We start from the raw sequence: 11,561 nt of genomic DNA on the forward strand, positions 1-11,561 counted from the left end.
CAACTAATCGCACAAGAGCAGTCACACGAGACGCAGTCCAACTGTAAAAAGATCGGGAGAGAAGAATGATGATGCCAGCACCAGCCCAGCACCTGAAGCACTTGAAGCGCATGAAGCACAACCTCGCGCGCGGCCTGTCGTGTATGTTCGCCGCCACCGCGGTGGCGGCGGCCGTGGCCACGCCGGCCATGGCGCAGGAAGAGAAGGTCCTCAACATCTACAACTGGTCGGACTATATCGCCGACGACACCATCAAGAACTTCGAGAAGGAAACCGGCATCAAGGTCCGCTACGACCTGTTCGACAGTAACGAAGTGCTGCACGCCAAGCTCACGGCCGGCAAGACGGGCTACGACATCGTGGTGCCGTCCTCCAACTGGGCCCGCCTGCAGATCGACGGCGGCCTGCTCAAGGAACTGGACAAGAGCAAGCTGCCCAACCTGGCCAACATGGACCCGCAACTGCAATCGCTGATCGGCCGCAGCCTCGATCCGGGCAACAAGCACCTGGTGATCTGGCTGTGGGGTTACACCACGCTGGGCATCAATGTCGACAAGGTCAAGGCCACGCTGGGCAGCATGCCGATGCCGGAAAACGCGTGGGACCTGATCTTCGATCCGAAGTACGCCTCCAAGCTCAAGTCCTGCGGCATCTCGGTGCTCGATTCGCCCTCCGAAATCCTGCCGCCAGCCCTGCAATACCTGGGCAAGCCCGCCTTCTCCAAAAACAGTTCCGACTATCAGGACGCGGGCCGCCTGCTCAACTCCATCCGCCCCTACGTCACCCTGTTCAGCTCCTCGGGCTACGTCAACGACATGGCCAACGGCTCGCTGTGCCTGGCGCTGGGCTGGTCGGGCGACATCAACATCGCGCGCCAGCGCGCGATCGACGCCAAGAACGGCAATCACATCGAAGCCCTGATCCCGAAGACCACTGCCACCCTGCTGTTCGATACCATGGCCATCCCGGCCGACGCGCCGCACCCCAACAACGCGCTGATGTGGATGAACTACATCATGCGTCCTGAAGTCCATGCCAGCCTGACCAACAAAGTCTTCTACGCCAACCCGAACGCCGCCGCCATCAAATACGTCAAGAAGGACATCGCGGACAATAAGACGGTCTACCTGTCGGACGACGACAAGAAACGCATGACCGTCCCCGAGCCGTACAGCTCCGACATCCGACGCATCATGACCCGCGTCTACACCAAGTTCAAAACCGGACTGTAAGCAACACCGCGTCATTTGCACACCCGGCAGGGGCCGGGTGTGGCCGCCGCATGTCCGTTTCACATATTTTTGTATTGAGCCATCATGAATCCAGCACCATCCGCCAAGCCGGCGGTCGACGCCGGCCAGCCGTACCTGTTCATCCGCAACCTCGTCAAATCGTTCGACGGGGTGCGCGCCGTGGACGACATTTCCGTCACCATCAACAAGGGCGAGATTTTCGCCCTGCTGGGCAGCTCCGGCTGCGGCAAGTCCACCTTGCTGCGCATGCTGGCCGGTTTCGAAACGCCGACCGAAGGCCAGATCACACTGGCCGGGCAGGACATCGTCAGCGTGCCGCCGTACCAGCGTCCCATCAACATGATGTTCCAGTCGTATGCGCTGTTCCCGCACCTGACCGTGTGGGACAACATCGCCTTCGGCCTGCGCCGCGATGGCCTGCCGGCCGAGGAAGTGGCGACCCGCGTGGAACAGATGCTGGCCCTGGTCCAGCTCAAGGCCTACGGCCGCCGCAAGCCGCACCAGCTGTCGGGCGGCCAGCAGCAGCGTGTGGCGCTGGCGCGCAGCCTGGCCAAGCGTCCCCAGTTGCTGCTGCTGGACGAACCCTTGGGCGCGCTCGATAAAAAGCTGCGTGAACGCACCCAGATGGAACTGGTCAACATCATCGAGCAGGTCGGCGTGACCTGCGTGATGGTGACCCACGACCAGGACGAAGCCATGAGCATGGCCACCCGCATCGCCGTCATGAGCGAAGGCCGCATCCTCCAGGTGGGCAAACCGGGCGAAATCTATGAGACGCCCAACTGCCGTTTCGTGGCCGACTTCATCGGCAGCGTCAATCTGTTCAATGGCAACGTGGTGGTGGATGAGCCGGACCACGTGATCGTCGACTCGCCCGAAGGCCGGCACTACATCAACCACGGCATCACCGGCACCAAGGGCATGGATGTGTCGGTGGCCGTGCGGCCCGAGAAGATCTGCCTGCAAACGGAAGCGCCCACTGGCGAGCAGCGCGCGCACGCCGACGAGCATGGCTTCAACTGCGTGCAGGGAACGATTACGGCCATGGCCTACTTCGGCAACGACACCCATTACCACGTGAAGCTCGACAGCGGCATGCTGCTCAAAGTGTCGCGCACCAACGCGGCCCGCCACGACAGCGGCCGTTTGCAGCGCGAGCAGCGCGTGCACGCGTGGTGGGATGGCGCCGACATCGTGGCGCTGACCAGCTAAGGAGCGCCCATGAGAACCTCCACACTCACCCACGCGCTCACGCTGCGCTGGATCACGGGCCGCCGGCTGGTGATCGCCGTGCCGTTCGTCTGGCTGGCGTGCGCCTTCCTGGTGCCGTTTCTGATCGTGATGCGCATCAGCTTCACGGAACCGGACGCCGCCAACCCGTTCGGCACCCTGATGACGCTGATCGACGGCATCGTCACCTTCAAGCTCAAGGTGTCGAACTACCTGTTCATCGCGCAGGACGACTTGTACAGCTTGACGTATCTGAGCTCGATCAAGTTCGCCGCCATCACCACCGCCCTGTGCCTGCTGATCGGCTACCCGTTCGCCTACTTCATGGCGCGTGCCAAGCCGACCGTGCGGCCGGTGTTGATGATGATGGTGATGCTGCCGTTCTGGACTTCCTTCCTGCTGCGTATCTACGCCTGGAAGGGCATCCTGGCCAACAACGGCATCCTCAATCACTTTCTGATCAGCGTGGGCGCCATCACGGAACCGCTGCACCTGATGAACACCCAGTTCTCGCTCATTATCGGCATGGTGTACGCCTACCTGCCGTTCATGATCCTGCCGCTGTACGCCAACCTGGTGAAGATGGATGTGCGCTTCCTGGAAGCGGCGGCCGACCTGGGCGCCACGCCCATGCAGACTTTCTGGCGCATCACGGTGCCGCTGTCGAAGTCGGGCATCATCGCCGGCTCCATGCTGGTGTTCATCCCGGCCGTGGGCGAATACGTGATTCCTGAGCTGCTGGGCGGACCGGAAACGCTGATGATCGGCCACGTGCTGTGGGACGAATTCTTCACCAATAACGACTGGCCGATGGCGTCGTCCGTGACGGTGGTGGTGATCCTGCTGATCCTGGTGCCGATGGCGGTCTTCAACAAATACAAGGCGGAACAACAGATGGCGGGGCGCGCATGAACGGACAGAATTTGATTCAACGCTGGTTCGGACGCGGCTGGCTGTCGCTGGGCTATGTGTTCCTGTATTTGCCCATCGTGGTGCTGGTGGTGTTCTCATTTAACAGCTCGCGCCAGGACATGGTGTGGAGTGGTTTTTCGACCAAGTGGTATGGCGAATTGATGAACGACACGGAGATCATCTCCGGCTTCGGCCTGTCGCTCAAGATCGCCGTGCTGACGGCGTTCGCCTCCGTCATCCTGGGCACGTTTGCCGCGTTCGTGATGGACCGCTACCAGCGCTTCCATGGCCGTACCCTGTTCACGGGCATGGTCAGCGCGCCGCTGGTGATGCCGGAAGTGATTATCGGCCTGTCGCTGCTGCTGATGCTGGTGTCGGTGCAGAAGATGTTCGGCTTCCCGGAGCGGGGCCTGATGACGATCTGGCTGGGCCACACGCTGCTGGGCATGGCCTATGCGGCCGTGGTGGTGCAGTCGCGCTTGCAGGAGATGAGCAAGTCGCTGGAGGAGGCGGCCATGGATTTGGGCTGCAAGCCGCACCAGGTGTTTTTCCTCGTCACCTTGCCCAACATCACGCAGGCGCTGGGATCGGCGTGGCTGCTCACGTTCACCTTGTCGCTCGACGACGTGGTGCTGTCGGCCTTCCTGTCCGGCCCCGGTTCCTCGACCATGCCGATCGTGATCTTTTCGCGTGCCCGTCTGGGCCTCGATCCGCGCGTGAACGCCGTGGCGGCGCTGACCATCTTGGTGGTGTCGGTGGCCGTGGTCGCATCCAGCCTCTGGATGGCGCGCGCCGAACGCCTGCGCCAGAAACAGATTTCCGCTGCCTTCAAGGCAGATAACGAGTAGTCGCCTACAACAATCGATAACAAAGGGGAGTAGTCATGCACTTGATGAAAAAAATCGTCGTCGCCATCGCCGTCGCCTATCCGGCCATCGCCATGGCCGACAGCACCAAGGACTTGAAGGCGGAGCTGGAGGCGCTCAAGGCCCACGTGAAGCAGCTGGAGGCGATGATCGAGAAGGTGAGCACGCAGACGGTCCAGGCCAACACCCAGGCCAAGGAAGCGAGCGCGCAGGCGGCGCAGGCCAGCAGCAAGGCCGAGCAGGCCGCGGCCAGCGCCGGCAAGGCGGCCGAGAACACGGTCGATGTGGCCGAATTCAACCGCATCCGCATCAAGACGGAGGCCATGGAGGACGCCCAGGAAGCGAACGGCTTCAAGGCCGTCAAGATCTCGGGCTACGTCGATCCGACCTACCTGTACAACCGCAACGCCAAGACGTCGAGCTTCATGTTCTTTAACAATAACAGCTCGGTCAACGGTTCCGGCGAGAGCTTCGGCTACGACAACACCTTCTTCGGCAGCGGCATGCTGAACTTCGAGAAGGAACTGGAGGGCGGCACCAAGCTGAAACTGACCATGATGCCCAGCAAGAGCGCGGGCGCCGGCTACAACTTCGGCAGCCTGGTACACGAGGCCTCATTCATGGTACCGCTGGGCGACTTGAACACGCGCTTCATCGGCGGCCAGATTCCCGACTGGACCGGCTATGAAATGATCCCGTCCAACCTGAACAAGCTGATTACGCACAACCTGCTGTTCGACTTCTCGGCCGCCAACTTCTACACGGGCGCCGGCATGGAAGTGGTGCGCGGCCAGTGGGATTCCAAATTCATCGTCGGTAACCTCAACAGCGCCAAGATCGACGTGGCCCGCCGCAACACGCCCGGCCTGTTCTACCGCGTCGACTACGCCAAGGGCGAGTTCAATGGTTTCGGCTTCTCCGGCATCCACGCCGGCTTCGACGACCATACCCAGTTCGGCCGCCTGGACCTGATGGAAGTGGACGGCTACTTCACGCGCGGCGACTGGAACCTGCAGGGTCAGCTGGGCTACGGCCGCCAGAAGGCCACCGCCACCAACGGCTACACGGCCGATGCTATGCACTGGTGGGGCTTGTCCGGCCTGGTGTCGTACAAGATCACGCCGCGCCTGGAATCCATCGCCCGTTTCGACTACATCAACAACAAGCGTAACGGCGGCGGCGTGTTCGGTTCCACTTACGGCGGCACCTGCCTGGACGCCACCGGCGCCGACGCCAACTGCCCGGATGGCCGCAACGGTTTCGGCTCCAGCATGAGCTTCGACGGCAGCAACTGGGTGGTGGCCGATCCCACCCAGGGCACCAACCGCTCCGCCTTGTCGCTGGGGTTAAACTATGCACTGATGCCGGGCGTGAATTTGAAGGGCGAATACCGTTACGACCGTTCCACCGGCAACGTGTTCAAGACTGCGGATGACCAATACCGTCGCGACAACCATGTGATCGGCGTGTCAACGCTGATCAGCTTCTAAGTCAGGAGGAACACAGATGAGCAGCACACTTTGGCACGAGCGCGCCGCCGCGCTCAGCATCGATGGCCGCGCCTTCATCGGCGGCCAGCGCGTCTGGGCCAAATCGGAGCAGCGCTTCGACAACCTGTCGCCCGTGGACGGCCGCAACCTGGGCCAGGTGGCGCGCTGTGACGGCGCCGACGTGGACCTGGCCGTGGCGGCCGCGCGCGCCGCGTTCGAGGACCGCCGCTGGGCCGGCAAGTCGCCCGCCCAGCGCAAGCGGGTACTGATCCGCTTCGCCGACCTGGTGCAGCAGCATGGGTCCGAACTGGCCCTGCTCGAAACGCTGGACATGGGCAAACCCATCAAGTACAGCCAGAGCGTGGACGTGGGCGCCACGGCCAACACCCTGCGCTGGTACGGCGAGGCGATCGACAAGATATACGACGAGATCGCCCCCACGGCCGATTCCAGCCTGGCCCTGATCACGCGCGAGGCGGTCGGTGTGGTGGCGGCCATCGTGCCGTGGAATTACCCGATGATCATGGCGGCCTGGAAGATCGCACCGGCGCTGGCGGCAGGCAACAGCGTGGTGCTCAAGCCATCCGAGAAGTCGCCGCTGACGGCGCTGCGGCTGGCCGAACTGGCGCTGGAGGCGGGCATCCCGGCCGGCGTGTTCAACGTGCTGCCCGGTTACGGCCACGAGGCCGGCGCCGCGCTGGCGCTGCATATGGACGTGGATTGCATCGGCTTCACCGGCTCCACCAAAATCGGCAAGCAGATCATGCAGATGGCTGGCCAGTCCAACCTGAAGCGGGCCTGGACTGAACTGGGCGGCAAGTCGGCCAACATCGTGTGCGCTGATTGCCCGGACCTGGACGCTGCCGTGGCCTCGGCCATCGGCTCCATCTACTTCAACCAGGGCGAGAGCTGCAACGCGCCGTCGCGCCTGTTCGTGGAAGCGTCGATCCGCGACCGCTTCCTGGAAAAAGCGCTGGCCATGATGCCCGACTTCCAGCCGGGCGACCCGCTGGACGAAGCCACCGTGATGGGCGCCATTGTCGATGCCACCCAGCTCAAGACGGTGCTCGGTTACATCGACGCCGGCAAGGCGGACGGTGCCAAGTTGCTGGCGGGCGGTGCGCAGGCGCGCACGGCCAGCGGCGGCTTCTACGTGCAGCCCACGCTGTTCGACCAGGTGAACAGCGACATGAAGATCGCCCGCGAGGAGATCTTCGGCCCCGTGTTGTCGGTACTGAGCTTCACCGACATCCACGACGCCGTGCGCCAGGCCAACGCCACGCCTTACGGCTTGCAGGCGGCCGTGTGGACGGCCAACATGAGCAAGGCGATCCAGACGGCGCGCGCGCTGCGGGCCGGCACCGTGCACGTGAACCAGTATGACGGCGACGACATCACGGTGCCGTTCGGCGGCTACAAGCAGTCCGGCAACGGGCGCGACAAGTCGCTGCACGCGTTCGACAAGTACACGGAGCTCAAGACCACCTGGATCCAGATTGGTTGAGCGCATGGAGAACGTCGCCCTGCATGCAAAAAAACCGACGGCGCTGCTGCGGCGCGAGCAGGAACTGACCCAAGGTTCCTACTACGAGGCCAGCGTCCGGCGGCCGCCGCCGGAGGCGCCATTGGCGGGCCGCACCACGGCCGATGTGTGCGTGATCGGCGCCGGCCTGGCTGGCCTGTCGGCCGCGCTGGAGTTGCGCGCGCGCGGCCTGTCGGTGGTGGTGCTGGAAGCGCAAACGGTGGGCTGGGGCGCGTCCGGGCGCAACGGCGGCCAGGCGCTTGCGGGTTACGCCAGCGACGACGCGGTGGAACAGCAACTGGCGCCGGAGCAGGCGCGCCAGGCCTGGCAGGTGACGGTGGACGCGTTGACGCTGCTGCGCCGGCGCATCGCCGAGCACGACATCGATTGCGATTTCGTGGACGGCTATTTGAGCATGGCCGTCAACGCCCGCAAGGGGGAAGCGCTGCGCGCCTACACGGAACAGCTGGAACGGGACTACGGCTACACCATGCAGCCCATCGCGCCGCAAGACGTGTGCGCGTGGATAGACAGCGAACGCTTTCACTCCGGCGTGTATGACCCGCAATCGGGCCATCTGCATCCGCTCAAGTACTGCCTGGGCCTGGCCGGGGCGGTGCGCGCGGCGGGTGCGCGCATCTACGAACATTCGCCCGTGGTGCAGGTGCAGCGCGGCGTCAAGCCCGTGGTGCGCACGGCCAGCGGCGAAGTGGCGTGCGACTTCGTGGTCATGGCCGGCAACGTCTACCTGAACGAATACGGCAAGGCCGTAGCGCCAGACGTGGGGGCGCGCATCATGCCGGTGGGGACCTACATCATCGCCACCGCGCAGATGGAGGCGGAACGGGCCGAGGCGCTGATCCGCCAACGCGCCGCCGTGTGCGACACCAATTTCGTGCTCGATTACTTCCGCCTCACGGCCGACAACCGCCTGCTGTTCGGTGGCGGCGTGAGCTACAGCGGCGCCACCCCGGCCAACCTGCGCGAAGCGATGCGGCGCCGCATGCTGGCCGTGTTCCCGCAACTGGCCGACCTGAAGGTGCCCCATGCGTGGGGCGGCTTCGTTGACATCACCATGAACCGGGGCCCGGACTTCGGCCGGGTGGACGGCAACCTGTACTACCTGCAGGGCTTTTCCGGCCATGGCCTGGCGCTGACGGGCATGGCGGGCCTGCTGGCGGCCGAGGCCATCGCAGGCCAGGCGGGCCGCTTCGACCTGCTGTCCCAACTGCGCCACCGCGACTTCCCCGGCGGCGCGGCCATGCGCACGCCCGCGCTGGTGCTGGGCACCTTGTACCACCGCTTGCGCGACCTGCTGTAATCCATCCAACGACAGGAGAATGAGATGACCCAAGCCATGCGCGACTTTCTGCGCGATCGCAATATCCACGAGGTGGAATGCGTGATCGCCGACATGACCGGCATCGCCCGCGGGAAAATCCTGCCCAAGGACCTGTTCCTGAGCGAAGGCGAGATGCGGCTGCCGAAAAGCGTGCTGCTCAACACCGTCAATGGCGAACAGCCCAACAACATGCCCTACACTGGCGCCACCGACCCGGACATGATCTGCGTGCCGGACCTGGCCACGCTGCGCCAGGTGCCGTGGGCCGCCGAGAACGTGGCGCTGGTGATCCACGATTGCCAGAACTTCGACGGCACCCCGGTCGGCCTGTCGCCACGGGCCGTGCTGCGCAAGGTGCTGCAGTTGTACGCGGCACGCGGCTGGCAGCCGGTGGTGGCGCCGGAGATGGAGTTTTATCTCGTCGCCCGCAGCAGCAACCCGCACGAACCGCTGGTGCCGCCGCTGGGACGCAGCGGCAAGACGGAATCGGGCCGCCAGTCCTATTCCATCGACGCGGTGAATGACTTCGATCCGTTTTTCCTTGAGTTATCAAGTTTCTGCAAGCTGCACGGACTGGGCGTGGAAACCCTGATCCACGAGGCGGGCGCCGGCCAGATGGAAATCAACTTCACCCACGGCGACGCGCTGGAACTTGCCGACCGGGTGTTCCTGTTCAAGCGCGCCGTGCGCGAGACGGCGCTACGGCACGGCATCTTCGCCACCTTCATGGCCAAGCCGATGGAGACGGAGCCGGGCAGCGCCATGCACATCCACCAGAGCGTGCTCGATGTGGAGACGGGCAAGAACATCTTCAGCAACGACGACGGCGGCGCCAGCGCGCTGTTCTTCCACTATATCGCCGGGCTGGAAAAATACACGGCGCCGGCCACGCTGCTGCTGGCGCCGCACGTCAATTCCTACCGCCGCCTGTCGCGCTTCATGTCGGCGCCGACCAATGTGCGCTGGGGTTACGACAACCGTACCTGCGGCATCCGCGTGCCCAACTCCGCGCCCGTCAACCGGCGGCTGGAGAATCGCGTGCCGGGGGTGGACGTCAATCCCTACCTGGCCATGGCCGCTACGCTGGCCTGCGGCTACCTGGGCATGGTGGAGCAGCTGACGCCATCGGCGCCCACGGCCGACAGCGCCGAACACGTGCACGACGAACTGCCGCGCAATCTGGAAGACGCCATCGTGCGCCTGCGCGAGTGCAAGGCGCTGGGCGACGTGCTGGGCGAACTGTTCGTGCAGGCGTTCTGCGAAGTGAAGGAACTGGAATTTGCCACCTACAGCCGCGTGATCAGCTCCTGGGAGCGCGAACACCTGATGCTGCTGGTGTGAGGAGAACCCCATGCAGGACAACACCACCCGCCACGGCGTGAACTGGGCCAGGGCGCAAGCGCTGGCGGCGGCCGAACGGGCCGACTATATGGCCCGCAATCCCATCTCGCAGGCGCTGGCCGCGCGCGCGGGAGAGCACATGCTGTTCGGTGTGCCCATGCACTGGATGAATGACTGGTCCACACCGTTCGCGCTGACCGTGCGCGAAGCGAGCGGCGCCAGCTTCACCGACGCCGACGGCCACGCCTACACCGACTTCTGCCTGGGCGACACGGGCGCCATGTTCGGTCATGCGCCGCCGCCGGTGGCGCACGCCATCGCGCACCAGGCCGCCCGAGGTTACACGGCCATGCTGCCGTCCGAGGATGCGGCCCCGGTGGCCGAAGAACTGGCGCGCCGCTTCGGCCTGCCGTACTGGCAGTTCGCCCTGTCAGCGTCGGACGCCAACCGCTTCGTGCTGCGCTGGCTGCGCGCGGCCACGGGCCGCAGCAAGATCCTCGTGTTCAACGGCTGCTACCACGGCACGGTGGACGATGTGTTCGTGGACCTGGTGGACGGCGCACCCGTGCAGCGCGACAGCCTGCTGGGCCAGGTCTACCCGCTGACGCAGCAGACGGTGGTGGTCGAGTTCAACGACCTGGCCGCGCTGGAGGCGGCGCTGGCGTACGGCGACGTGGCCTGCGTGCTGGCTGAGCCGGTGATGACCAACATCGGCATGGTGCTGCCGCAGCCCGGCTACTGGGAAGAAGCGCAGCGCATCCTGCGCCGCCACGGCACGCTGCTGGTGATCGATGAAACCCACACCATCAGCAGTGGCCCTGGCGGCTACGCCCGCGCGCACGGCATGGCGCCCGATGCGCTGGTGGTCGGCAAGCCGATAGGCGGTGGCGTACCGTGCGCCGTGTATGGTTTCACGGCCGACGTGGCACGGCGGGTGGAGCAGGCCAAGCGCGACGCACCGCCCGGTCATTCAGGCGTGGGGACGACGCTGAGCGCCAATATGTTCGCTATGGCGGCCATGCGCGCCAACCTGGAACAGGTGATGACGGAGGAAGCGTATCAGGCCATGTTCGCGCTGGCGGACCAGCTGGCGGCCGGCCTGCGCGGCGCCATCGCGCGCCACGGACTGCCCTGGTGCGTGACGCAGGTGGGGGCGCGCACGGAATTCCAGTTCGCCCCGCAGGCACCGCGCAATGGCAGCGAGGCCGGGGCCATCCTCGACGGCGAGCTGGAACAGATCATTCACCTGTACTTGCTCAACCGGGGACTGCTGATCACGCCATTTCACAACATGCTGCTGGTCTGCCCGCAGACGACGGCACGGGATGTGGCGCGGCTGCTGGACGGTTTCGACCGCTGCCTGTCCGCGCTGGTGTAACGGCGCGCGCAGCGGCCGGGCTGGGACGCTGGCGGCTCATGCCACCTTCCAGTCCGGCAGCGGCAGCACGATCATCTGCCAGCCCAGCTGGCGGCGGATCTCGTCCATCGACGGCGGTGGATCGTTGGCCGCGCGGCGCTGTTCCATGTATTGCCGAACCTGTTCCTTGCTGGGTTGCTTGACCTTGTCCATGATGCTCTCCCGGCTTGCGCCATCCTGCCAACAGT

At 64.8% G+C, this 11,561-nt stretch carries 10 protein-coding genes; 9 read left to right on the forward strand and 1 reads right to left on the reverse strand.

What is annotated here, in order from left to right:
- Window positions 1-143 precede the first annotated feature (143 nt).
- The 9 genes from H3H39_RS21990 (at window position 144) to H3H39_RS22030 (ending at window position 11,334) form a co-directional block, all read left to right on the forward strand.
- Window positions 144-1,232, forward strand: a complete 1,089-nt coding sequence (locus tag H3H39_RS21990; protein WP_182156613.1) for a polyamine ABC transporter substrate-binding protein — start codon at window positions 144-146, stop codon at window positions 1,230-1,232.
- 84 nt (window positions 1,233-1,316) lie between these two features.
- A complete protein-coding gene (locus H3H39_RS21995) occupies window positions 1,317-2,465 on the forward strand; it encodes an ABC transporter ATP-binding protein (protein WP_182156519.1) in 1,149 nt (382 codons plus the stop codon).
- Window positions 2,466-2,474: 9 nt separating this feature from the next.
- On the forward strand, window positions 2,475-3,395 hold the full coding sequence (locus tag H3H39_RS22000) for an ABC transporter permease subunit (protein ID WP_182156520.1): 921 nt from the start codon (window positions 2,475-2,477) through the stop codon (window positions 3,393-3,395).
- Window positions 3,392-4,243, forward strand: a complete 852-nt coding sequence (locus H3H39_RS22005; RefSeq protein WP_182156521.1) for an ABC transporter permease — start codon at window positions 3,392-3,394, stop codon at window positions 4,241-4,243. The genes H3H39_RS22000 and H3H39_RS22005 overlap by 4 nt, the downstream gene beginning before the upstream one ends.
- Before the next feature lie 35 nt (window positions 4,244-4,278).
- The gene (locus tag H3H39_RS22010) at window positions 4,279-5,751 is read left to right on the forward strand and encodes a DUF3138 family protein (protein ID WP_182156522.1); all 1,473 of its coding nucleotides are present in this window, start codon (window positions 4,279-4,281) and stop codon (window positions 5,749-5,751) included.
- Window positions 5,752-5,767: 16 nt separating this feature from the next.
- Window positions 5,768-7,255, forward strand: a complete 1,488-nt coding sequence (locus H3H39_RS22015) for an aldehyde dehydrogenase (protein WP_182156523.1) — start codon at window positions 5,768-5,770, stop codon at window positions 7,253-7,255.
- A 4-nt stretch (window positions 7,256-7,259) separates the two neighbouring features.
- Window positions 7,260-8,594, forward strand: a complete 1,335-nt coding sequence (locus H3H39_RS22020) for an NAD(P)/FAD-dependent oxidoreductase (protein ID WP_182156524.1) — start codon at window positions 7,260-7,262, stop codon at window positions 8,592-8,594.
- Between the two features lie 24 nt (window positions 8,595-8,618).
- Window positions 8,619-9,956: a glutamine synthetase family protein gene (locus tag H3H39_RS22025; protein WP_182156525.1), complete on the forward strand. Its 1,338-nt coding sequence runs from the start codon at window positions 8,619-8,621 to the stop codon at window positions 9,954-9,956.
- Between the two features lie 10 nt (window positions 9,957-9,966).
- Window positions 9,967-11,334: an aspartate aminotransferase family protein gene (locus H3H39_RS22030; RefSeq protein WP_182156526.1), complete on the forward strand. Its 1,368-nt coding sequence runs from the start codon at window positions 9,967-9,969 to the stop codon at window positions 11,332-11,334.
- Between the two features lie 36 nt (window positions 11,335-11,370).
- Here H3H39_RS22030 and H3H39_RS22035 read toward each other — a convergent pair whose 3' ends face one another.
- Complete coding sequence (locus tag H3H39_RS22035) at window positions 11,371-11,526, reverse strand: hypothetical protein (protein WP_182156527.1); 156 nt, start codon at window positions 11,524-11,526, stop codon at window positions 11,371-11,373.
- Window positions 11,527-11,561 lie beyond the last annotated feature (35 nt).

Origin of the sequence: Rugamonas apoptosis, from assembly GCF_014042355.1 — a bacterium.
Classification (GTDB): domain Bacteria; phylum Pseudomonadota; class Gammaproteobacteria; order Burkholderiales; family Burkholderiaceae_D; genus Rugamonas; species Rugamonas apoptosis.

Bases quoted from the DNA above. Each gene is read 5' to 3' on its own strand.
- H3H39_RS21990 (WP_182156613.1), top strand. From the start codon at position 144: ATGTTCGCCGCCACCGCGGTGGCGGCGGCCGTGGCCACGCCGGCCATG.
- H3H39_RS21995 (WP_182156519.1), top strand. From the start codon at position 1,317: ATGAATCCAGCACCATCCGCCAAGCCGGCGGTCGACGCCGGCCAGCCG.
- H3H39_RS22000 (WP_182156520.1), top strand. From the start codon at position 2,475: ATGAGAACCTCCACACTCACCCACGCGCTCACGCTGCGCTGGATCACG.
- H3H39_RS22005 (WP_182156521.1), top strand. From the start codon at position 3,392: ATGAACGGACAGAATTTGATTCAACGCTGGTTCGGACGCGGCTGGCTG.
- H3H39_RS22010 (WP_182156522.1), top strand. From the start codon at position 4,279: ATGCACTTGATGAAAAAAATCGTCGTCGCCATCGCCGTCGCCTATCCG.
- H3H39_RS22015 (WP_182156523.1), top strand. From the start codon at position 5,768: ATGAGCAGCACACTTTGGCACGAGCGCGCCGCCGCGCTCAGCATCGAT.
- H3H39_RS22020 (WP_182156524.1), top strand. From the start codon at position 7,260: ATGGAGAACGTCGCCCTGCATGCAAAAAAACCGACGGCGCTGCTGCGG.
- H3H39_RS22025 (WP_182156525.1), top strand. From the start codon at position 8,619: ATGACCCAAGCCATGCGCGACTTTCTGCGCGATCGCAATATCCACGAG.
- H3H39_RS22030 (WP_182156526.1), top strand. From the start codon at position 9,967: ATGCAGGACAACACCACCCGCCACGGCGTGAACTGGGCCAGGGCGCAA.
- H3H39_RS22035 (WP_182156527.1), bottom strand. From the start codon at position 11,526: ATGGACAAGGTCAAGCAACCCAGCAAGGAACAGGTTCGGCAATACATG.